Origin of the sequence: Neorhizobium galegae bv. orientalis str. HAMBI 540 (assembly GCF_000731315.1) — a bacterium.
GTDB lineage: Bacteria > Pseudomonadota > Alphaproteobacteria > Rhizobiales > Rhizobiaceae > Neorhizobium > Neorhizobium galegae.
The window spans coordinates 1,247,593-1,268,963 of the sequence record NZ_HG938354.1 but is presented as its reverse complement, the minus strand read 5'-3'; the positions used below and the strand labels follow the sequence as shown (position 1 = coordinate 1,268,963).

The following is a 21,371-nucleotide window of genomic DNA, read 5'->3' as shown; positions in this document are numbered from 1 at the left end:
GTGGCGAGAGGCATTCCGGTGGCGCTGTAGACTCAGCACTCCAAGGCTGCTGCTCGCAGTTCGCGATGAAGGGCAGATGGAATGTCGTGGCGGGGAACACGAAATAAGTTGGCCATCGGGTCATGACGGGAGCATGTGCGGCCGCGCTGGTGACCAATAGGTATCGAGCCGATGGGTCTTCTTCCAAACGCTTAATCGCGGACTTTTATCTTTGCCGTGTTGCTACCGAGATTTGGGGAGTCTGGCATCCAACAGCGTTACAGGTTGAGCCTTGAGGAATGAACACGGTCAGCTCCCTTTTGCGGACTGACCTGAGATTCAATCGGTATTCTGGAGAATTTCTAAAATTGAATGTTCTCAAGGGAATAATCCAGAAGTGAAGCCGCCGTAGGTTCGTGTCCCTTCAAGGCGGACATAAATCGGCTGCAGCCTGTATCGAGGGCGCCGAGGAGCAGAGTTCTTATCGTATCTTGTTGCTTTTCAGAACGTGCTCTACGCCACTCTCGACGTGTTTGCGGATAATGTTCCTTGCACCTTCGGTGTCTTTAGCGAGGGCAAGTTCGAACAGCAGCTTGTGATCATCGACGACAGCCTTTCCCCGGAAGCTTTCCGCGAGCATGTGATAGCGCAGGAAGCGGTCGAAAACCGAAGAAAGATTCGCCATCAGCGTCGCCGAGTTACAGGCCGAGACGATAGAGTGATGGAATTCCCAGTCGTACCGGACCCAGTCGACCGTGCGTGAAACATCGCCGGCCAGAAGACGACGCTCCGCCGCCGCGAGCTTGTGATACGCCTCGACGATCCGGCCCTCCCATTCGAGGTCGCCGGATGCGAACGCCAGACCCATCGCATGCGTTTCCAGTACAATGCGAAGGTCGGCGAGCTCCATCAGTTCCTGGCGCGAGGCCGGGCTGACTTCGAACCCCCTTTGGCCTTCGGCGATCACCAGGTTTTCTGTCGTAAGCCGGCTCAGGATCTCACGTAGCGATGAAACACTGATCGAATAATGCTCCTTGGCCTGCTCCAGCTTGATCTTGGAACCCGGCGGCAGCGCCCCGGCTATAATGTCCTGCTTCAATTGGCGGAACACGATGTCGCTGATCGTTTCCGTCGATTGGCTCACTGGTTCCGGCATGGTGTCCCCCTGGTTCCAGGTTGTGTGTTTGATCGTTGGTTCGCCTTACAACAGAGAATTGCGGGCGAGCGCATGTTCCACGCCATCTTGGATATGGATGGTCAGTACCGTCTTTGCCACTTCCTTGTCGCGCCTCAGCGCTGCATCCAGAAGCTTCTGATGCTCTGTTGCCGCGATCTCTCCTCGATAGGACAATGCCACCATCTGGTAGCGCAGGTATTTGTCGAACACCGCCGAATGGGTATCCATCAGCAGCTTAGATCCGCAGGCGGAGATGAGCGCCTGATGGAATTCCCAGTCATAGCGTTTCCAGTTTTCCGCCTGGCTTGTGTCGCCGGTCGCCATCACCCGTTCCATGCGGGAGAGCTTGTAATGCGCGGAAACGAGGCGAGCCTCCCATTCCACATCGCCCTGCTGGAACGATTGTTCGAGCGCATGAGTCTCAAGCAGAAGCCGAAGAGCCGCGATTTCCCGAAGATCAATGGCCGAGATAGGCGACACTTCGAAGCCGCGCTGTCCCTCCGCAAGTACGAGCCCCTCGGACGAAAGCCGGTTCAATATTTCCCGGAGCGTGCTGACACTGGTCTCGTAGTTCTCTTTTAAACTTTCCAGTTTCAGCTTCTGCCCCGGCGCCAGGCGACCGAAGATGATGTCCGCGCGAATCCGCCGGTAGCTGCTTTCGGCGACTGTCTCGACAATTGTATTCGGAAGCATGAAATCATCTCAGATATTCTTTCGATCCTCATATATAATGCGGGATCATATTCATATTCAATCCAGCCTCTATCCTCGCCGAAACTAAATTTCCTCATAGGATAACCGGGCACCGCTCACACTCTCGGCATGCCTTCGGGACGAAGCGCCCTCTTCAGCGCCGCGATCCGGAAGATGGCGTTCGGGGCGCCGTAGCCACGATAACCGCGCCGTTCGACGATCTCGAAGAAGAAACCCTCGCTATAGGTCATGCTGTAGAGCTGGAAATATTCGCCGTGCTCGTCGCGGTCGTAGAGGATGTTCTCTTCCTTCAGCCGCTCCGAAAGCTCCGCATCGAGGCCGAAGCGGGCTTCGACGTCGCCGTAATAGTTGGGCGAGATGGCAAGCGGCTTGAACCCGTTCTTGCGCAACGCCGCGGCCGTCGCAAAGATGTCGTCGGTGTGGAAGGCGAGATGCTGGACGCCGGATCCGAATTTTTCGGCGATGAAATGACCCGCCAGCGTGCGGCGGTTCTCGGCGCCGTTCAAGGTGATGCGGAGCGTGCCGGAGGCGTTTTCGACCACCTGGCTGCGTACCACGCCGGCCGGATCGATGATGTCGACCATCGGCGTCTTCTGCGTCTCGAAGATCGAGGTGTAGAAGAGCAGCCAGGTCAGCATTTCCTCGTAGGCGACCGTCTGGGCGATATGGTCGACATGCTCGAGATGCGCCGGCGCCATCTCGGGTTCGCCCTCTTCGCTGGCGGGCAGGAAATCGATCTCGGAAAAGCGGCCGAGATTGCTGTTGTCGTCGATCAGGTAGACGAGGCCGCCGCCGACGCCGCGGATCGCCGGTATCTCCACTTCGCCCGCTGCGACCTGCTGCCTGAACGGTTCGGCCCCCAGCGCCACGGCCCTTTCGAACGCCTGCCCGGCATCGTCGACGACCAGAGCCATCGCATAGGCGGAGGTGCCGTGGACGGCAAACGAGGCGTTGGCAAACCCCTTCTCGTCGGTATTGACGAGGAGACGGATATCGCCCTGGCTGTAAAGGCTGACCTTCTTCGACTTGTGTTTCGCCGTCTTGCGGAAACCGAGCGTTCGCAGGATCGCAGCAAGGTCGGCCGCGTCCTTCTCGTCGGAAGAGAATTCCACGAAACCGACGCCCTTGACCGTTGCGCGGTCCGGCATGTCGAGAACCGTCAGGCCCGAAGCGTTGGGGCTGCGCCGCACCTGGTCGCCGAGATAGATGAGCGAGCGGTAGCCGTCATCGGCAATCGCCCGGCTGGATCCACCGCGGAACTGGTCGTTGAAAATCTCCAGCGAGAAATAACCGTCGTAGCCGGTTTCGGCGATTGCGGTGGTAAAAGCCGTCACCGGCAGATCGCCCTCGCCGGGCATGTTGCGGAAATGCCGCGACCAGTAGAGCAGGTCCATGTCGATCAGCGGCGCATCGGCGAGCTGGACGATGAAGATCTTGTCCTTCGGGATCGAGCGGATCGAATTGATGTCTATCTTCCGCGACAGGGTGTGAAAGCTGTCGAGGATCAGCCCGATATTCGGGTGGTCGGCACGCCGCACGATCTCCCAGGCATCGCGATGATCGTTGATATGCCGGCCCCAGGCGAGCGCCTCGTAGCCCACTTTCAACCCACGCCTGGCGGCCCGTTCGCCGAGCTCGTGGAAATCCGCCGCCGCCCGGTCGATGCCGCCGAGAGAGACCGGCGAGACGTTCGAGCACACAAGGACGAGGTCGGTGCCGAGTTCCTGCATCACGTCGAACTTGCGTTCTGCACGATCGAAGGTGCGGCTCCGATGCGAGGGCGGCATGCCCTCGAAATCGCGGAACGGCTGGAACAGCGTGATCTCCAGCCCGTGATCGCGCACCATTTTCCCGACATCGGCGGGGCTGCCGTCGAAGGCGAGGAAATCGTTTTCGAAGATCTCCACCCCATCGAAACCGGCCTTGGCAATCGCTTCCAGCTTCTCGGGCAGTTCCCCGCTGATCGAAACCGTGGCTATCGACGTTTTCATGCCGGTCCTCCTCTCCGAATGCCTCCCTCGCACTCTCGCTTTCCACGGGTGCCGGAGCTTATCGCTGACATACTTTATGATTGAATGTCCATGCCGAAATTGATTTTATCATAGATTACCAAAAAACTCTGTTGATTTAAAGATGCTCTCGTGGCAGCTTCTTGTCGTCGTCAGCAAACGGAGTGCTGGCCGGGTCTCGTTTGACCGCTCGAGGAGGAGCAACATGTTTGAGATGAAGTTGAAGCGCCGCCATGTCCTGCTGGGAGCTGCGGCCCTTATGGCTGCCGTATCGCTGGGTCAGCCTGCAGCCGCCATCACGCCCGCCGAGATCAAGGCAAAGGGCAAGCTGGTCGTCGGTATCCAAGGGGACAACCCGCCATGGGGTTTCGTCACCAGCGCTGGCAAGCAGGATGGTTTTGACGCCGATATGGGCGCGCTGTTTGCCAAGGAACTTGGTGTCGAAGTCGAATTCGTGCCGCTCGAAGTCAACAACCGCATTCCGGCATTGACGTCCGGCCGCGTCGACGTCCTGTTCGCGACCATGGCGATGCTGCCGGATCGCGCAAAGGCCATACAGTTCTCGAAGCCTTATAATGCCAATGCCATCGTTCTGATCGGCCCGAAGGACAAGTCGATCAAGACCAACGAAGACATGGCGAATATGACCATTTCCGTTGCCAAGGGTGCGGCTCAGGATACGCAGGTCACCAAGAACGCGCCGGCATCCGCCACGATCCGCCGATACGACGGGGACGCGCCGAGCATCCAGGCACTGGTTTCCGGCCAGGCGGAAGCTCTTGGCGGTAACATCTTCTATATGGACCGCGTGGAAAAGGCTATTCCAGGTAAATTTGAGAACAAGCTGGAATTCCAGAAGCTTTATAACGGCGCCGGTACCCGGCTTGGCGAAAAAGAGATCAACGTCGCTCTGAACAGCTTCATCGACAAGATCAAGGCCAATGGCGAGCTGAAGAAGATCTACGACAAGTGGATGAAGGTGCCAGTTCCGGAATTCCCGGCAAGCCTCGAAGGCATTCCGTTCACGGCGAACTGAACCTGAAGCGATCTCACTCTTTACAGCCGCGACGCGGCATCGTGGAAACACGATGCCTGCGCCGGTGCCGTTCGGTTCACGCGGCGCCGGCACACCTGGACGATGACTTCGGAGCATGGCAATGAACAACACGATCTTTGTGCTGAACGGCCCCAACCTCAACCTACTTGGCGAGCGCGAGCCTTCGATCTACGGCACTACGACGCTGGCCGACATCCGCCAAAACTGCGAGACGCGCGCGGCGGGTCTTGGCTTCAAGGTCGATTTCCGCCAGACGAATTTCGAAGGCGAATTGGTCGAGTCGGTGCATCAAGCGCGAAAAGAGGCCTGCGGCATCATCGTCAATCCGGCCGCCTATACCTTCACTTCGATCGCGCTTCTCGATGCGCTGAAGACGTTCGACGGGCCGAAGATCGAGCTTCACATCTCGAACGTCCATACCCGTGAGAGCATCTACCACAACTCGTTGATTTCCCGCGTTGCGACCGCCATCATGATCGGCTTCGGCGCGAAAGGCTACGAACTGGCCATCGAAGCTATGGCCGGAATGGCGAAGGTATCCTGATCTTCAGGGAAGAGCCGTAGGAATAGCCATGAACTACACATTGGATTTCACACCGGTCATCGAAGGCATGCCGAACCTTTTGACCGCCTGTCTCGGCACATTCATGCTGGCAATCTGTGGCATGCTGCTCGCCACGATCATCGGCATCGGCGGCGTCGTGCTTCGCACGTCGAAGATCAAAGCGGTGCGCTGGCTCGTAATCGGCTTTGTCGAGATCATCCGCAACACGCCGTTCCTGGTGCAGATCTTCTTCATCTACTTCGCGCTGCCGCTCGCCGGTTTGAGGCTCGACCCGACGCCGACGGCTATCATCGCGCTCGGCATCAATGGCGGCGCCTATGCGATAGAGATCATCCGCGGAGGTGTCCAGTCGATCTCCAAGGGCCAGATGGAGGCGGGGCTGGCGCTCGGCCTGCACAAGGCGCAGGTCTTCCGGCTGATCATCCTGAAGCCGGCACTGCGAGCGATCTTCCCTTCGCTCACCAGCCAGTTCGTGCTGTTGACGCTGACAACCAGCATCGCATCGGCGATCTCGGCCTATGAACTGACATCTGTTTCCCAGCGGATCGAATCCGACAGCTTCCGAAGCTTTGAAGTCTATTTCACCGTGACGGCTTTCTACCTCGTCATCTCCTGGCTGATGATGCGCCTCTTCGCATTCTTCTCGGCTCGTTATTTCGCCTATCCGGTCAAGTGAGGAGACGATCATGGGTCAAGATGAATTCCTCTTCCTCCTCATGGGCCTCAAATGGACGGTTGCCCTGTCCGTGATCGGCTTCGTCTGCGGCTGCATCGCCGGCCTCGCGATCGCGCTGGCGCGCACGTCCGGCGTCGCGCTCGTCGAGCGGATCACCTCCGGTTACATCGCCATCTTCCAGGGCACGCCGCTGCTGATGCAGCTCTTCGTCGTCTATTACGGACTGGCGCTGATCGGCATCAAGGTCGATGCCTGGGCGGCGGTCTCGGTTGGCCTGACGCTGCATGCGAGCGCCTATCTCGGCGAAATCTGGCGCGGCGCGATCGAAGCCGTGCCGCGCGGCCAGACCGAGGCGTCCAAGGCGCTCGCGCTCGGTTATGTCTCGCGGATGAAGGACGTCATCCTGCCGCAGGCGCTCCGCATCTCGCTGCCCGCCACGATCGGCTTCCTCGTGCAGCTCATTAAGGGCACGTCGCTTGCCTCGATCGTCGGGTTCACCGAACTCACCCGCGCCGGCAACATCATCTCCAACCAGATCTTTCAGCCGCTGACGGTCTTCGGGATCGTCGGCATCCTCTACTTTATCATGTGCTGCCCGCTGACGATCTATGGCGCCCATCTTGAACGCAAGTTTGCGGCGTCACTGAGGTAGGAGCCATGAACCCCAAGCCCTCATTTTTTTCGACGACCTATCCGGAGGCTCATTCATGAGCGACATCTCGACCACCAAGGCCAGTGCCGAGACGATGATCAGCATGACTGGCGTCGCGAAATGGTATGGGGCGTTCCAGGCCCTGAACGACATCAACATCTCGGTGCGCAAGGGCGAGAAGATCGTTCTCTGCGGCCCGTCCGGCAGCGGCAAGTCGACCCTGATCCGCTGCATCAACCATCTGGAAGCCTATCAGAAGGGCGAGATCCGCGTCGGCGGCATCCTGCTCGGCCACCAGGCGAAAAGCATCGATGCCGTGCGCCGCGAAGTCGGCATGGTTTTCCAGCAATTCAACCTCTTTCCCCACCTCACTGTGCTGCAGAACTGCATGCTGGCGCCGATGCGGGCGCTGGGGCTTGGCAAGGCGGAGGCCGAAGGCCGGGCGCGACAACTGCTCGAGCGGGTCAAGATCGCCGAACAGGCGGAGAAATATCCGGCCCAGCTTTCCGGCGGCCAGCAGCAGCGCGTGGCGATTGCCCGGGCGCTCTGCATGCGGCCGCAGGTCATGCTGTTCGACGAGCCGACATCGGCGCTCGATCCGGAAATGGTCAAGGAAGTGCTCGATACGATGATCGATCTCGCCCGGGAAGGCATGACGATGATCTGCGTTACCCATGAAATGGGTTTTGCCCGCCAGGTCGCCGACCGAGTCATCTTCATGGCGAGCGGCGGGATCATCGAGGAAGCACCACCGGCCGAGTTCTTCTCCGATCCCAAACATGAACGCACGCGAAAATTCCTGGGCGAGATCCTCGGAAGGCACTGATCGAACGCAGGCGCCGACAGGCGCTCGCACGGCCTCACGTTGCGACGAACAATAGTCAGATGAAGCATTTATCCCGCCGGGCTGGCCGGCGGGATGTCCCAAGCCGTCTAGGATGGACCCCATGCCGCAGTTTCAGAGACGTCCAAAGAGAAGTCCGGAAGGCCTACGCCGATGATCAGCGGCACGACGAAGCTCATCGCCCATCTCGGTTATCCGACGCACTCGTTCAAGGCGCCGCTGATCTACAATCCCTATTTCGAAAAGCATGACATCGACGCGGTCGTCGTGCCGATGGGGTGCAAGGCCGAAGACTATCCCGCCTTCCTGAAGCTGGTCTTCAGGCTCTCCAACATCCACGGCGCGCTGGTGACCATGCCGCACAAGATCACCACCGTCGGACTGCTCGGTGAGGTTTCGAAGAGTGCTCGGGTGGCTGGTGCCTGCAATGCTGTACGCCTCGGTGCCGATGGTACGCTGATCGGCGATATGTTCGATGGTGAGGGTTTCGTGCGTGGAGTATTACGGCGCGGTCGAGAAGTCCGCGGCAGCCGAGCGATGATGATCGGCGCGGGCGGAGTCGGCTCGGCGATTGCGGCCTCACTTGCCCAGGCGGGCATAGCCGAACTTTCGCTCTATGATGCCCATGCGCCAATGATGGATGGCCTGGCCGAACGTCTACGGCTCAATTACCCGGACCTGCATGTCGTAACAGGTTCGGTGGACCCTGCTGGTTACCACATTGTCGTCAACGCCACGCCACTTGGGATGAACGACAGCGATCCATTGCCGCTCGATGTTTCGCGCATCGCGCCTTCGGCCTTCGTTGGTGAAGTGGTGCTGAAGCAAGAGATCACGCCCTTCCTGGCGGCGGTCCGTGCGCGCGGCTGCGAATTCCAGGTGGGCATCGACATGCTTTTCGAGCAGATCCCCGCCTATCTCGAGTTTTTCGGCTTTCCGACCACCACCGCAGAGGAACTCCGGGCGATTGCCAGAGTGTGAGCAAGCCGCCGGCCCCAAGCAAAGGAACGTTTTCCGTGTCCCAGAAAATAGTACTCATTGGTGCGGGGCTGATCGGGCGCGAGCATGCCGTGCTACTCAGGGCCAATCCCCGCGCCGAACTGGTCGGCATTGCCGATGTTTCCGAAGGGGCGGTAGCCGTCGCCGATGAATTCGGCGCGCGGTTTTTCACAGACCTTCGGGATATGCTCGACACGCTGAGACCGGATGGCGCAATCATCGCCCTGCCGAACGCCCTACATGTCGAGGCGGCGCTTGCCTGCGTGGAGCGCAAGATCCCCTGCCTGGTCGAAAAGCCGATTGCAGACACGCTGGAAGCCGCGATGCATCTCGTCGCCGCAGTCGAAAAGGCTGGCGTTCCGGTGCTGGTCGGCCATCAGCGGCGTCATAGCCCCGATATCGCCAAGGCACGCCAGCTTGTCGCTGAAGGCGCGCTCGGCCGGCTGGTCGCCGTCAATGCCATGTGGATGACCGACAAGCCGGGTGCCTATTTCGAGGCAGCATGGCGCAGGCAGCCGGGGGGAGGGCCGCTGCTTATCAACCTTATCCACGACATCGATTGCCTTCGCTTCATCTGCGGCGACATCAACGAGGTCATGGCCTTCACCTCCAGCGCGGTGCGGTCGTTTGAGGTGGAGGATACAGCGAGCGTCAGCGTCCGTTTCGGCAGCGGCGCGCTCGGCACGCTCTTGATGAGCGACACGGCGGTCTCGCCGTTCAACTGGGATACGGCAGCCGGCCAGGCGCTCTATTTTCCGCACCAGCCGGAAAATTCCTACCATCTCGCCGGCACCAAGGCGGCGCTGTCGATACCAGGCATGGACATCTGGCGGCATGAGACGGAAGACGCGCACTGGCAGCACCCGCTGATACGTCAGCACGTGACCCTCGACGGCAGTCGCGCCTATGAAAACCAGCTCAACCATTTCGTCGATGTCATCGAAGGCAAGGCACGGCCGCTGATCTCTGCGCGGGACGGGATGCTGACGCTTGCGACCGTGCTGGCGATCGCAAAAGCCGGCCGGGAAAACCGGACAGTCAGCGTCTCGGAAATGCTCGGCTGAGCCAACCTCCAATGCCCGATATCGGAAAGATCGCAGCGTGAGTGCCATCTTTGTTCTTAACGGACCGAACCTCAATCTTCTTGGCACGCACCAGCCGTATATCTAAGGGCATGAGACGCTTACCGACGTGGAAAAAGATTGCGCAGGGTTGCCGGCCAACTCGAACATGAGATCCTCTTCCACCAGAGCAATCGCGGATACGAGATCATCGACTGGATCCGCCAAACGCGCGAGGAGGCGCGAGTATTGTCACCGATAAAGTGGCAACTTCGAAGGCCGACTTCGTTTGTTCCGAAATGCTCGGACGAAAGAGTGTAGCTTTCCAAATGATGCAGGATTTCAGCGCTTTCCATCATCCCGCGGTGCGAATGAACGTCAGCGGCGATAACCGAGCGCCCGGCTGATATCGTCCGCCGCACTGCGCACCATCAGCAGAAAGCCTTCGCGTTGCTCATTGTAGCGCACGGTCGGAACGCCGAGATTAAGCGCGGCGGCGACCGCGCCGGTGCCGTCAAAGATCGGCGCGGCAATGCCGGTCGAGCCGGTGACGAATTCCTGGTCATTCAGCGCATAGCCATCCCGCCGAACCTTGGTCAGCACGTCGCGGATGCGCTCGATATCGGTCACCGTATAGCGGGTATAAGAAAGGAGCTGGACACGGGAAAGGTAATGCTCCAGCGTCTCCTTCGGCGTGAAGGCGAGCAGCACGCGACCGGTCGCGGTGCAATAGGCGGCGATCGCCGCGTCGAGGTTGACGTCATAACGAACCCGATGCCGGCTGACGCATTTTGCCAGACGGCGGATATCGCAATGGGCGTTCATCGTGGCGAGCAGGATGGTCTCGCCGGACTCGTCGCGCAGTTTTTCCATGAATGGTTTCGCTACCACGACCAGCGGCTCTTCATGGCGCCGGAACGGAAAGCCGTGCCGGCTCGCTTCGACCAGCATGTAGCGGCCGACATCGTCCTGGACCACGTGACCGCGGGCGGCGAGTGTCTGGACGAGGCCATGCGCGCTGCTTTTCGGGAACGAAAGATCCCGCACGATCTGGGCGAGCGGAACCGCTTCCCGGCGGGACGCCATGTATTCCAGCAGGTCGAGAATCCGGCCGGCGCTTTTGATTTCGGAGTTCATATATGTGAACAAAACCCCCATTGATGGTTATCGGATCGGCTCGTAACAATTCTGCCTAGAAAGCAACCACTCACGTTTTCGAGTGTCGCGCTGATAAGGATGAACGATCTCATGAATGCGGCGAATAAGCAAAACGATGCCTCCGAACCTTGGACCTGGCCAGATAGTGTCTGGCGGCAAAAGGTTCAGAAGGTGCGCGCCGGGCGTAGCCTGAGACCGACGAAATGGAAAAACGGCGCGCGCATGGCAGTGGCATTGTCCTTCGATTCCGACCACGAGACGTTGGAACTGAAGAATGGCGGCATATCCTTTGGCAAAATGAGTCAGGGCCAGTATGGTGCACGCTCCGGCATGCCGCGCATTCTGCGCCTCTTGGAAAAATACTCGGTGCCGGCCTCTTTCTTCATGCCGGCTGTCTCGGCGATGATCAATGCGGACGAAGTGAAGACCGTGGTTTCGTCGGGCCACGAGCTTGGCATCCATAGCTGGATCCACGAATTCAATTCCCGTCTCGACCAGGTGACGGAACGCGACCTGGCGCTACGCGCCGCCGACACGCTCGAACGCCTGTCCGGCATCCGCCCGGTCGGCATGCGCACCGCGTCCTGGGATTTCAGCCCCTATACGCTGAAGATCGCCCGTGAGATGGGCCTGCTCTACGATTCCTCGCTGATGGCCGACGAGGAGCCCTACGAGCTTTTGGAGGACGGCGAGCCGACCGGCGTGGTCGAGATCCCCGTCGAGTGGATCCGCGACGACGCGCCTTATGTGGCGATGGACCGGATGACCGGCGCGCGACCTTATGGTGGCCCCGCCATGGTCCTCGATATCTTTGCTCGCGAACTCGAAGTCGCGTGGGAAGAGAGCGGGTTGTTCCAACTCACCATGCATCCGCATCATGTCGGGCACCGTTCACGCATCTTCATTCTGGAGGAGATCATTCGCCACGCCAAGTCGAAGGGCGACGTCTGGTTCTGCACCCATGCGGAACTGGCGCGCTACTGTGCCGACGAGGCCGGGCTAAAGACCGCCGAGAAGGCGGCATAAACAGTTCTTGAATACAGCAGCAACAACAATGAGGGTAAGGGACATGTCTGCCAGAATAGCCTCCATCGCCGCCGTGCTGTTGGCGCTCACCGCGTCGACCGCGCTTGCACAATCCAAGGATACGCTGACCATCGACCTGCCGAACGATGCGGCAACGCTCGATCCGCATCTGCAGTGGAACACCGACAGCTACTCGATCTACCGCAATATCTTCGACAACCTTCTGACCCGCGACGTCAAGGGCGAGATCGTGCCGCAGATCGCCAAGTCGTGGAAATATGTCGACGACAAGACGCTTGAGTTCCAGATCCGCGATGACGTTACTTTCCAGGACGGCACGAAGCTGACCGCCGAAGACGTCGCCTTCTCGATCAACCGCATCATCGACCCGAAGCTGAAGAGCCCGCAGCTCTCGCAGTTCGACCAGATCGCCAAGGCCGAGGCGGTAAGCCCGACCGTGGTCAAGATGACCACCAAGTCGCCTTATCCGGCGCTGCTCGCCCAGCTCGTCAAGCTCTCGATCGTGCCGAAGGCCTATGTCGAAAAGGTCGGTGACCAGGAATTCAACTTGAAGCCGCTCGGTTCCGGCCCCTACAAGATGGCCAACTGGCAGAAGGGCGTTCAGACTGAACTCGAAGCCTATGGCAGCTACTGGCGCGCCAAGCCGCCGTTCCAGAAGGTGGTTTTCCGCACCGTTCCGGATGTTTCGACCCGGATCGCCGACCTTAAGACTGGCAAGGCCGACCTCGTCCGCGACGTGCCGCCGGATCAGGCTGAAAGCATCAAGAGCGACAGCAATTCGCAGGTCCTCTCGGTTCCGACCGAGCGCATCGGCTACCTATTCATCAATGCCCAGGGCGGCGTTACCAAGGACGTCCGCGTCCGCCAGGCGATCGCCTATGCGATCGACCGTCAGGCGCTCGTCGAGGCGCTGCTCGAAGGGTACGGCAAGCCGGTGGAAGTGCTCGGCGCCGAGCCGGTCTTCGGTTACACCGACAAGATCAAGGGCTACGAATACAACCTCGACAAGGCGAAGGAACTGGTGAAGGCCGCCGGCGCGGAGGGCGCGACCGTCGAATTCCTGACCTCTCCCGCCTATAGCCGCGCCACCGTCGAAGCCATTCAGCAGATGGTCAACGAAGCCGGCCTCAAGGTGGAGATCTCGTCCAGCGACCAGGCGACCTTCCTGAAGCGCCGCCAGGGCGATCCGGCCAATGCCGGCGGTCTTGCCTTCGGCGCCTGGTCCTGCGCCTGCCAGGACGTCGACGGCGTGATCTTCCCGCTGTTCCGCACCGGCAGCATCTGGGCAAAGTACTCGAACGAGAAGTTCGATGCCGCCGTGGATAAGGCACGCGTCATCCTCGATCAGAAGGAGCGTCTGAAGCTCTACGAACAGGCCTACCAGGTCCTCAAGGACGACGTTCCGGGCATGGGCCTCTACCAGGCTTATGCGCTCTACGGAGCCGCCAAGAAGCTGAAATGGCAGCCGACCGCCAACGAAGCCATGTTCGTCATGGACATGAGCTGGCAGCAGTAACAGACGGATAACACGACCATGTTGAGATACGCCGTCGAGCGTTTGATACAGGCGATCATTGCGATCTTCGGCGTTCTCACCATCGTCTTCGTCGTCATGCATCTCTCGGGCGACCCGACCCTGCTGCTGGTGCCGCAGGATGCATCGGCCGAGATGATCGCTCAGCTGCGCAGCCAGCTCGGTTTCGACCGGCCGATCTGGGTGCAATACCTGGAATATCTGGGCGGTCTTGCGCATTTTGACTTCGGCATTTCCGTCGTCCAGCGTGTGCCCGCATTCGATATCGTCGTTTCGCGTGTGCCCTATACGGCGATGCTCGCCACCGGCGCGCTGGTGGTGGCGATCGGCATGGGCATTCCGGCCGGCATCATCATGGCGACCCGGCGCGGCGGCTGGATCGAACGGCTGCTGACGGCGATCGTCGTCACCGGTCAGAGCGTGCCGACCTTCCTGTCGGGCATCGTACTGATATTCCTCTTCGGCGTGACGCTGCGCTGGTTGCCGACCTCCGGCTCCGGCGATTTCGCCTCGCTGATCATGCCCTCCATCGCTCTCGGGGCGATCTCGATGTCGACCTTCGCCCGTATGACACGGATCTCGATCATCGACGAACTCGGCAAGGATTATGTCAGGGCAGGGCGTGCCCGCGGTCTGTCGCTCGGCTCCGTGGTGTTCCGCCATGTGCTGCGCAATGCCGCGATCCCGGTGATCACCATCGCCGCGCTCGAGATCGGCAACCTGCTTGCCGGCGCCGTCATCGTCGAGACGGTGTTCGCCTGGCCGGGCATCGGCCAGCTTGCCATCCAATCCATCCAGTCGCGCGACTTCCTGGTCGTCCAGGTCATCGTACTTTTGATTTCCTTCGTTTATGTGCTGACCAGCGTAATCGCGGATTTCGTCTATGCGCTCGTCGATCCGCGCATCCATCTCGTCCGCTAAGGAGAAGGCTTTGAGCACCGCCGTCCTCGCCCTCCGCCAACGCCTTCGCCGGGTCCCGATCTCGGTCATCGTCGTGTCGGTCATCTTTCTGGTGATCGTGCTACTGGCGGTCTTCGCGCCCTGGGTGGCGCCAGCCGACCCCAACCGGCAGAACCTGCTCGGCCGCCTGAAGCCGCCTGGTTTCGAGATGCGCGGCATCACCTACTGGCTCGGCACCGACGATCTCGGCCGCGATCTGCTGTCACGCACGCTCTACGGCGCCGGCGTCTCGCTCTCGGTCGCGGTGCTCTCCGTGGTCGTCTCGTCGCTGGTCGGCGTCACGCTCGGCATGGTCGCCGGCTGGTTCCGTGGCAAGATCGAGATCCTCATCATGCGTCTCGTCGACATCATGATGTCGATCCCGGCGATCCTGCTGGCGGTGCTGACCGTCGCGGTGCTCGGCCCCGGCTTCCTGAAGCTGGTGCTGGTGCTGGGCCTGACACGCTGGCCGCGTTATACCCGCGTCGCCTATGCCCAGACGCTGCAGGTGGCGAACTTGCCCTTCATCAAGGCTTCGGAACTTGCGGGCGCTGGCGCGGCGCGCATTCTCTTCCACCACATCCTGCCGAATATCGCAGGACCGGTGCTGATCGTCGCCACCGCCGAGTTCGGCCTGATGATCCTGATGGAAGCCGGCCTTTCCTTCCTCGGCCTCGGCATCCAGCCGCCGGCCTCGAGCTGGGGCTCGATCATGAGCGTCGGCCGTCAATATATCGAGCGGGCCTGGTGGATCGTCGCCTTTCCGGGCGCCTGTCTCTTCCTGCTCGTCTTTTCCGTCAACGTGCTTGGCGACTGGTTGCGAGACCAGCTCGACCCGCGTTCCCGTTCGCGTTGAACCCTTTGGCGCATTGAGGTTTTAAGTCATGGAATTCGAAAACAAGACCATCGTCATCACCGGCGCCGCCGGCATCTTCGGCCGCTGGACCGCAGCCTATTTCGCCAGGGAAGGCGCAAAGCTCTGCCTCAGCGATGTCCGCATGGATGGCCTTGAAAAGGCGGTCTCCGAGCTCGGGCTCGACCGCTCCAAGGTTCTGCTGCACGCGACCGAGCTCACCAGCGACGCCTCGATGCTCGAACTCGTCGATCTCGTGAAGCGGGAATGGAAGGCGCCGGACATTCTCGTCAACAATGCCGGCATCTACACCCGCTTCAGCCTGCTGGAGATGGAATTCTCCGACTGGGACCGCGTCTTCGGCGTCAACCTGCGCGCGCCCTTCGTGCTGTCGCGCGAATTCGCCAAGCTGATGATCGCGGAAGGCAAGGCCGGCTCGATCATCAACATCTCCTCGGGCGCGGCGCGCAAGATGAATCAGAATTCCGTCCCCTATTGCACCTCGAAGACCGCGATCGAACGGCTCTCCAAGGGCTTTGCGCTGGAGCTTGCCGAATACGGCATCCGCGTCAACGTCGTAGAGCCGGGCTTTGCGCCGGGCAGCGAGGTGAGCGAACTTTCCGACGAATACGTCACCAACATGCTGAAGAACATTCCGCTTGGCCGCGCCAGTGGTCCCGATGATGCGCCGGGCGCGATCGCCTATCTCTGCTCCGACAAGGCGGCCTTCATCACCGGCGCCGTGATCAGCGTCGATGGCGGCAACTCGATCGGCAACTACAAGCGCCCCGAACGGGCCAAGACGGCAGGCTGAGGAGCGATGATGAACCCCGCCGCCTTCCCGTTGCTTTCCGTCGACAGGCTGACCATCGATATCGGTGGCGCCAATGTCGTCGATGACGTCTCCTTCACCGTCGCGCCCGGCAAGGTCATGGCGCTGGTGGGGGAGTCGGGCTGCGGCAAGTCGCTGACCTCCTATGCCATGCTCGGCCTGCTGCCCCCTGCCGCCAGACGCACCGCCGGCCGGATCATGCTCGAAAACACCGATCTCGCAGCCCTGTCCGAGCGGCAGTTGCGCAAGGCGCGCGGCAAGGACATCTCGATCATCTTCCAGGAGCCGAGCGCCTCGCTCGACCCGCTGACCACGGTCGGTTCCCAGATTGCCGAGGCCTATCGCGTCCACCATGGCGTCTCCAAGGCAGAGGCCTACGAGAAGGCGCGGCAGATGCTCGTCGATGTCGGCATTCCCGACCCGGCCCGGCGGTTGGATCAATATCCGTTCGAACTGTCCGGCGGCATGTGCCAGCGCATCATGATCTCGATCGCGCTGATCAATGGGCCGCGCCTGCTGGTCGCCGACGAACCGACCACGGCACTCGACGTTACCATCCAGGCGCAGATCCTCGACCTGATGAAGAAGCTTGTCGCCGACCGCGGCACCGCGATCGTGCTGATCACCCACGACATGGGTGTGGTCGCCGATATCGCCGACGACGTGGCGGTCATGTATGCCGGCCGCATTGCCGAAATTGCGCCGGTGCACGATCTCTTCCGGCAGCCGAAGCATCCGTACACAGCCCTGCTGCTTGCCAGCGTTCCCAAGCTCGATGATGCGCCGAAGGCGGACCTCGCGACCATCGAGGGGACGGTGCCGACGCCGAACGAATTCGGCGTCGGTTGCCGTTTTGTCGAGCGCTGTCCGCTGGCGACCGACAAGTGTCGCACCGAACAGCCACCGCTTTTCGATTGCGGCGGAGGCCATCGCTCGGCCTGCTGGCATATCGACCGCATGGCGGAAATCCGCGAGGTGGCGGCATGAGCGAGCATCAGAACGTTCTCGAAATCCGCGATGTCGCGGTGCATTTCGGCGGCCGCGGCGGACTGCTCGGCAAGTCAGGCCCGGTGGTCAAGGCCGTCAATGGCGTCGACCTCGATATCGCCCGCGGTGAGACCGTGGCGCTGGTCGGCGAATCCGGCTGCGGCAAGTCGACGCTTTCCAACACCATCGTCGGCCTGCAAGCGCCGATCTCCGGCAGCGTCCGCATCAGTGGTGACGAAGTGGTCGGCGCCAGTCGCCGCCAGCTCAACGATATCCGCCGCAAGGTGCAGATGATTTTTCAGGATCCGGCGCTGTCTCTCGATCCGCGCGCGACCGTCGGCGCCACGATCGGCGAACCGCTGATCGTGCGCGGCGTCGCCAAGGGGAGGGCACTGAAGGAACGGGTCGCGACGCTGCTGCAGCAGGTCGGCCTGAGGCCCGAACACGCGGACCGTTATCCGCACCAGTTCTCCGGCGGCCAGCGCCAGCGCGTGGTGATCGCCCGGGCGCTCGCCCTCGAGCCGGATCTCCTGATCTGCGACGAGCCGGTCTCAGCGCTCGACGTCTCCGTACGCGCCCAGATCCTTAATCTGCTGGTGGCGCTGCAGAAGCGCACCGGCGTCTCCTACCTTTTCGTCAGTCATGACCTCGGCGTGGTCCGGCATATCTGCGATCGGGTCGTGGTCATGTATCTCGGCCGCTTCGTGGAAATGGCCGACCGCGACACCTTCTTCGCCAATCCGAAACATCCCTATACCAAGGCGCTGATGTCGGCCGTGCCGGAAGCCGACCCCGAAGTGCAGCGCGCCAAGCAGCGCTTTATCCTCAGCGGCGAACTGCCAAGTCCTTCAAACATCCCGTCCGGCTGCGCATTCCATACGCGCTGCCCGCTGGCGACCGAAATCTGCTCGAAAGAGCGGCCGGAACTGACGCCCCGTGCCGATGGCGCGCGCGTCGCTTGTCACCACGCCTAAGAAGCCATCGCGCATGAGAGACTGACATGACTGACGCCCAGGCACACGAAACCTTCCGGCTGGCTGGCCTCGATGCCCAGGCAGAAATCCGCATCGACCGTTGGGGCGTCCCGCATATCAAGGCGGCGAGCGACAAGGACCTGTTCTTCGTCCAGGGTTTCAATGCCGCTCGCGACCGGCTGTGGCAGCTCGACCTCTGGCGCAAGCGCGGGCTTGGTCTGCTCGCCGCCGACTTCGGCCCTGGCTACCTGGCGCAGGACCACGCCGCCCGGCATTTCCTCTACCGCGGCGACATGGCGCCGGAGTGGACCTCCTACGCACCGGATACGCAGGCGATCTGCACCGCCTTTGTCGCCGGCATCAATGCCTATGTCGCGCTCTGCGAAGCGGAGCCGGCCCGCTTGCCGCCAGAATTCACGGTCTTCGGCACCAGGCCGTCGCGCTGGCAGCCGGCCGACGTGGTGCGGATCCGCAGCCATGCGCTAACCCGCAACGGCCTTTCCGAAATCCTGCGCGCTAACATCATGGCGCTTGCGGATGCACAGACCGACCTGCTGCGCTTCGAGCTCGATCCGCCGGTCTCGCCGAAGCCGGAGGAGGGGATTTCGCTCGCAGATATCCCGCTCGTCGCGACGCGCCTGTTCAAGCTTGCCACGGCGGCCGTCACCTTCGACAAGGCTCGCCTGACCGCGGGGCTAGACGATGTCTGGAAATGGACTGAGGTCACCGATCTCGGCGATATCGTCCAGGCGATCGCGGAGGAAGGGTCCAACAACTGGGCTGTCCACGGTTCGCGCACCGAGACCGGCCGACCGATCCTTGCCAGCGACCCGCACCGCGCGCATGCGGTTCCGTCGCTGCGTTACCTCGTCCACCTCGAGGCCCCCGGCCTCAACGCCATCGGCACCGGCGAACCGACCGCCCCCGGCATCTCGCTCGGCCATAACGATCGCACCGCCTTCGGCCTCACCATCTTCGGCGCCGACCAGGAAGACGTCTATGTCTACGCGACCAAGGACGGCGATCCGGAACAGTATCGTTACGCCGACGGCTGGGAGAAGATCACCCGCATCGAGGAGAGTTTCGCGGTCAAGGGCCATCCCGACCAGACGCTGACGCTTTCGTTCACCCGCCACGGCCCGATCCTCCACGAAAACCCGAAGATCCGTCAGGTCATCGCCATCCGCTCCGTCTGGCTGTCGCCCGGTTCGGCCGCCTATCTCGGCAGCCTGTCTTATATGCGCAGCGGTTCGGTGCGGGCGTTTTCGCAGACGCTTGGGTCCTGGGGTACGCCCTCGGTCAACCATGTCAGCGCCGATGTGGACGGTAATATCGGCTGGTTCACCGCCGGTTTCACGCCGGTGCGCCGCAACTGGGAAGGGTTGCTGCCCGTGCCGGGCCATGGCAGCCACGAATGGGACGGCTTCCTGCCCGCCGGCGAACTGCCGCGTGCTTATAACCCGGCCGATGGTTTCGTTGCTTCGGCCAACGAGATGAACCTGCCGGCCGACCGCGATCCAAGTGCTCCATCGATCGGCCACGAATGGGCGGAAGTGAGCCGCGCCCAACGCATAAAATCGGTCCTGCGTGCCGATCCCAAACACACGCTGGGGGCCTCGATGGCTCTGCAGACCGACGTCTACTCCCGCCCGGCCGCAACCATCTGCGCTGTGCTTCAACAAGTTGCCAGCCGTCAACCGCTGGATGACCGGCAGGAACATGCCATAAAGCTTTTCAACGGCTGGGATTATCGCCTCGAAGCGGCGAGCGCACCGGCAGCGCTCTTCGAAGTCTGGTGGATGAAGCATCTACGGCCGGCGCTGCTGGCAAGGTTCGCACCGAACCCGACCATCCGCCAGTTGCTGCTGCCCGGCGATGTCGACCGCATGCTGGTGCTGCTCAGCGAACCCGGCGCGCTCTGGGAGGCCGCCGACCGCGACTCCATGCTGCTTTCGACGCTTTCCGTAGGCTTTGCCGATTGCGAAATCCGGCTCGGCCCTGATCCGTCGGCCTGGCGCTGGGGCGACCTGCACCGCGCGCTCTTCGAACACGCGACCAGCCGCATCAAGACCGAAGGGGACCCCGACTGGAACGTCGGCCCGCTGCCCGTTGGCGGTAGCCGTTCGACGCCTATGCATGCCGGCTACCGGATGGGTGATTTTGGCGTCAATGCCGGCGCCTCCGTCCGACTTGTCATGGATGTCGGCGACTGGGACAATAGCGTTTGCATCAACACACCCGGTCAGTCCGGTGACCCCCGTTCGCCGCATTACGGCGACCTCGCCGACACCTGGTCGAAAGGCGAATACGTGCCGCTCCTCTACAGCGACGCCCGCATCGCGCTGGAAACCACCCACCGCATCACACTTCTGCCGGTTTAAGCCGGCGGGAGGGGGCTGGGATTTCCGCTGGCCGCTCCGAAGATGTGCCAGGCCGAGAGATACTTCTTCGAGCGAAAATTTCCGCCGTGCCAGCAATGGGACGCTCTCAGACGACATCGTAAAGTTAACTGAGCAACGATCAAAATGTGGGATCTGGTGGCATGACCAAACTAGCCCGTGATCCGCTATATCGCCGCCATCGCTTTCACGCTGACATCATTGCCCACGCTGTGTGGTTTTATTTCCGTTTCCCTCTCAGCCTGCGGATGTCGAGGACTTGTCGGCTGCCCGCGGGATCATTGTCTCACATCAGACGATCCGGCTGTGGGCGGAGAAATTTGGGTGGACCTTCGCCAACGACGTCCGTCGTCGCTCATCCGGCCAGCTTGAAGACAAGTGGCACCTCGATGAGGCCGTCATTTCGATCCGAGGCAAGAAGCACTGGCTATGGCGCGCCGTTGATCAGGACGGTTTTGTTCTGGAGGTGCCGGTGCAAAGCCGCCGCAATGCCAAGGCGGCCAAACGTCTAACGCGTAAGCTCTTGAAGAACCAGGGGAGAGCGCCGCGGGTGGATGATCACCGATAAGTTTCGATACTACGACGCCGCAAAGGGGGAGTTCATGTCCGGTGTCGAGCATCGCTCCCACAAAGGCCTGAACAATCGGGCGGAGAATTCCCACCAGCCAGTCCGGCGGCGAGAGCGGATCATGAAGCGCTTCAAGTCACAGCGACATCTACAACGCTTCCTCTCCATCCATGACCCGATTGCCAACCTGTTCCACATCCCGCGCCACGACATCCCTTGCAGCCATCATCGCGAATTGCGTGCAGCAGCGATGAACCTGTGGGCGAAAATCGCCCGAGCATGACCTACAAAATAGGCCGGCGTCGTGGTCTGGCATCTTTGCCGTTAAGTTTACGATGCCCTCGCGA

The 21,371-nt window shown here is 61.2% G+C and carries 19 protein-coding genes and 3 pseudogenes; 17 read left to right on the top strand and 5 right to left on the bottom strand.

Annotated elements, in window-relative coordinates:
* Positions 1-32 precede the first annotated feature (32 nt).
* The 4 genes and pseudogenes from RG540_RS33340 to RG540_RS28580 form a co-directional block, all read right to left on the bottom strand.
* Positions 33-140, bottom strand: a pseudogene (locus tag RG540_RS33340) (IS6 family transposase); the annotation flags it as partial.
* Positions 141-460: 320 nt separating this feature from the next.
* A complete protein-coding gene (locus RG540_RS28590) occupies positions 461-1,135 on the bottom strand; it encodes a GntR family transcriptional regulator (protein ID WP_041365554.1) in 675 nt (224 codons plus the stop codon).
* 45 nt (positions 1,136-1,180) lie between these two features.
* Positions 1,181-1,849: a GntR family transcriptional regulator gene (locus RG540_RS28585; protein ID WP_041365552.1), complete on the bottom strand. Its 669-nt coding sequence runs from the start codon at positions 1,847-1,849 to the stop codon at positions 1,181-1,183.
* A gap of 116 nt (positions 1,850-1,965) precedes the next feature.
* The gene (locus RG540_RS28580; RefSeq protein WP_041365550.1) at positions 1,966-3,861 is read right to left on the bottom strand and encodes a bifunctional sugar phosphate isomerase/epimerase/4-hydroxyphenylpyruvate dioxygenase family protein; all 1,896 of its coding nucleotides are present in this window, start codon (positions 3,859-3,861) and stop codon (positions 1,966-1,968) included.
* A 223-nt stretch (positions 3,862-4,084) separates the two neighbouring features.
* On the opposite strand from RG540_RS28580, the gene RG540_RS28575 reads away from it, so the two are divergent.
* The 8 genes and pseudogenes from RG540_RS28575 to RG540_RS33680 all read left to right on the top strand — a co-directional run.
* Positions 4,085-4,915: a transporter substrate-binding domain-containing protein gene (locus RG540_RS28575; protein ID WP_041365548.1), complete on the top strand. Its 831-nt coding sequence runs from the start codon at positions 4,085-4,087 to the stop codon at positions 4,913-4,915.
* Between the two features lie 121 nt (positions 4,916-5,036).
* A complete protein-coding gene (locus RG540_RS28570) occupies positions 5,037-5,480 on the top strand; it encodes a type II 3-dehydroquinate dehydratase (protein ID WP_041365546.1) in 444 nt (147 codons plus the stop codon).
* Between the two features lie 28 nt (positions 5,481-5,508).
* Entirely contained in the window at positions 5,509-6,177 is a 669-nt protein-coding gene (locus RG540_RS28565) for an amino acid ABC transporter permease (RefSeq protein ID WP_041365544.1), read from the top strand.
* A gap of 10 nt (positions 6,178-6,187) precedes the next feature.
* Positions 6,188-6,829, top strand: a complete 642-nt coding sequence (locus tag RG540_RS28560; protein ID WP_041365542.1) for an amino acid ABC transporter permease — start codon at positions 6,188-6,190, stop codon at positions 6,827-6,829.
* Between the two features lie 94 nt (positions 6,830-6,923).
* The gene (locus RG540_RS28555; RefSeq protein ID WP_157884728.1) at positions 6,924-7,655 is read left to right on the top strand and encodes an amino acid ABC transporter ATP-binding protein; all 732 of its coding nucleotides are present in this window, start codon (positions 6,924-6,926) and stop codon (positions 7,653-7,655) included.
* A 171-nt stretch (positions 7,656-7,826) separates the two neighbouring features.
* Positions 7,827-8,654: a shikimate dehydrogenase family protein gene (locus RG540_RS28550; RefSeq protein WP_041365538.1), complete on the top strand. Its 828-nt coding sequence runs from the start codon at positions 7,827-7,829 to the stop codon at positions 8,652-8,654.
* A gap of 35 nt (positions 8,655-8,689) precedes the next feature.
* Positions 8,690-9,736, top strand: a complete 1,047-nt coding sequence (locus tag RG540_RS28545; RefSeq protein ID WP_041366526.1) for a Gfo/Idh/MocA family protein — start codon at positions 8,690-8,692, stop codon at positions 9,734-9,736.
* A gap of 37 nt (positions 9,737-9,773) precedes the next feature.
* A pseudogene (locus tag RG540_RS33680) lies at positions 9,774-9,973 on the top strand (type II 3-dehydroquinate dehydratase); the annotation flags it as partial.
* Positions 9,974-10,111: 138 nt separating this feature from the next.
* On the opposite strand, the gene RG540_RS28540 reads toward RG540_RS33680, so the two are convergent.
* The gene (locus RG540_RS28540; RefSeq protein ID WP_041366524.1) at positions 10,112-10,870 is read right to left on the bottom strand and encodes an IclR family transcriptional regulator; all 759 of its coding nucleotides are present in this window, start codon (positions 10,868-10,870) and stop codon (positions 10,112-10,114) included.
* Positions 10,871-10,981: 111 nt separating this feature from the next.
* On the opposite strand from RG540_RS28540, the gene RG540_RS28535 reads away from it, so the two are divergent.
* From RG540_RS28535 to RG540_RS28495, 9 genes and pseudogenes are all read left to right on the top strand, one after another.
* Positions 10,982-11,917: a polysaccharide deacetylase family protein gene (locus tag RG540_RS28535; RefSeq protein WP_041366523.1), complete on the top strand. Its 936-nt coding sequence runs from the start codon at positions 10,982-10,984 to the stop codon at positions 11,915-11,917.
* Positions 11,918-11,960: 43 nt separating this feature from the next.
* Positions 11,961-13,454, top strand: a complete 1,494-nt coding sequence (locus RG540_RS28530; protein ID WP_041365535.1) for an ABC transporter substrate-binding protein — start codon at positions 11,961-11,963, stop codon at positions 13,452-13,454.
* Positions 13,455-13,472: 18 nt separating this feature from the next.
* Positions 13,473-14,393 carry an ABC transporter permease gene (locus tag RG540_RS28525; RefSeq protein WP_041365533.1) on the top strand — a complete coding sequence of 307 codons (921 nt, stop codon included), beginning with the start codon at positions 13,473-13,475 and terminating at the stop codon, positions 14,391-14,393.
* Between the two features lie 10 nt (positions 14,394-14,403).
* Positions 14,404-15,267 (top strand): ABC transporter permease, encoded by an 864-nt coding sequence (locus RG540_RS28520; protein WP_041365531.1) that lies wholly within the window; start codon positions 14,404-14,406, stop codon positions 15,265-15,267.
* 28 nt (positions 15,268-15,295) lie between these two features.
* The gene (locus RG540_RS28515; protein WP_041365529.1) at positions 15,296-16,078 is read left to right on the top strand and encodes an SDR family NAD(P)-dependent oxidoreductase; all 783 of its coding nucleotides are present in this window, start codon (positions 15,296-15,298) and stop codon (positions 16,076-16,078) included.
* A gap of 6 nt (positions 16,079-16,084) precedes the next feature.
* A complete protein-coding gene (locus tag RG540_RS28510; protein ID WP_244446725.1) occupies positions 16,085-17,083 on the top strand; it encodes an ABC transporter ATP-binding protein in 999 nt (332 codons plus the stop codon).
* Positions 17,080-18,057, top strand: coding sequence for an ABC transporter ATP-binding protein (locus tag RG540_RS28505; RefSeq protein WP_041365527.1), 978 nt, complete (start codon positions 17,080-17,082; stop codon positions 18,055-18,057). The genes RG540_RS28510 and RG540_RS28505 overlap by 4 nt, the downstream gene beginning before the upstream one ends.
* A 26-nt stretch (positions 18,058-18,083) precedes the next feature.
* On the top strand, positions 18,084-20,438 hold the full coding sequence (locus tag RG540_RS28500; protein WP_041365525.1) for a penicillin acylase family protein: 2,355 nt from the start codon (positions 18,084-18,086) through the stop codon (positions 20,436-20,438).
* A gap of 161 nt (positions 20,439-20,599) precedes the next feature.
* Positions 20,600-21,307 (top strand): annotated as a pseudogene (locus RG540_RS28495) (IS6 family transposase).
* Positions 21,308-21,371 lie beyond the last annotated feature (64 nt).

What these genes read in the sequence shown, in the direction of transcription:
- RG540_RS28590 (WP_041365554.1), bottom strand. Translation starts at nt 1,135, where the DNA reads ATGCCGGAACCAGTGAGCCAATCGACGGAAACGATCAGCGACATCGTG.
- RG540_RS28585 (WP_041365552.1), bottom strand. Translation starts at nt 1,849, where the DNA reads ATGCTTCCGAATACAATTGTCGAGACAGTCGCCGAAAGCAGCTACCGG.
- RG540_RS28580 (WP_041365550.1), bottom strand. Translation starts at nt 3,861, where the DNA reads ATGAAAACGTCGATAGCCACGGTTTCGATCAGCGGGGAACTGCCCGAG.
- RG540_RS28575 (WP_041365548.1), top strand. Translation starts at nt 4,085, where the DNA reads ATGTTTGAGATGAAGTTGAAGCGCCGCCATGTCCTGCTGGGAGCTGCG.
- RG540_RS28570 (WP_041365546.1), top strand. Translation starts at nt 5,037, where the DNA reads ATGAACAACACGATCTTTGTGCTGAACGGCCCCAACCTCAACCTACTT.
- RG540_RS28565 (WP_041365544.1), top strand. Translation starts at nt 5,509, where the DNA reads ATGAACTACACATTGGATTTCACACCGGTCATCGAAGGCATGCCGAAC.
- RG540_RS28560 (WP_041365542.1), top strand. Translation starts at nt 6,188, where the DNA reads ATGGGTCAAGATGAATTCCTCTTCCTCCTCATGGGCCTCAAATGGACG.
- RG540_RS28555 (WP_157884728.1), top strand. Translation starts at nt 6,924, where the DNA reads ATGATCAGCATGACTGGCGTCGCGAAATGGTATGGGGCGTTCCAGGCC.
- RG540_RS28550 (WP_041365538.1), top strand. Translation starts at nt 7,827, where the DNA reads ATGATCAGCGGCACGACGAAGCTCATCGCCCATCTCGGTTATCCGACG.
- RG540_RS28540 (WP_041366524.1), bottom strand. Translation starts at nt 10,870, where the DNA reads ATGAACTCCGAAATCAAAAGCGCCGGCCGGATTCTCGACCTGCTGGAA.
- RG540_RS28535 (WP_041366523.1), top strand. Translation starts at nt 10,982, where the DNA reads ATGAATGCGGCGAATAAGCAAAACGATGCCTCCGAACCTTGGACCTGG.
- RG540_RS28530 (WP_041365535.1), top strand. Translation starts at nt 11,961, where the DNA reads ATGTCTGCCAGAATAGCCTCCATCGCCGCCGTGCTGTTGGCGCTCACC.
- RG540_RS28525 (WP_041365533.1), top strand. Translation starts at nt 13,473, where the DNA reads ATGTTGAGATACGCCGTCGAGCGTTTGATACAGGCGATCATTGCGATC.
- RG540_RS28515 (WP_041365529.1), top strand. Translation starts at nt 15,296, where the DNA reads ATGGAATTCGAAAACAAGACCATCGTCATCACCGGCGCCGCCGGCATC.
- RG540_RS28510 (WP_244446725.1), top strand. Translation starts at nt 16,085, where the DNA reads ATGATGAACCCCGCCGCCTTCCCGTTGCTTTCCGTCGACAGGCTGACC.
- RG540_RS28505 (WP_041365527.1), top strand. Translation starts at nt 17,080, where the DNA reads ATGAGCGAGCATCAGAACGTTCTCGAAATCCGCGATGTCGCGGTGCAT.
- RG540_RS28500 (WP_041365525.1), top strand. Translation starts at nt 18,084, where the DNA reads ATGACTGACGCCCAGGCACACGAAACCTTCCGGCTGGCTGGCCTCGAT.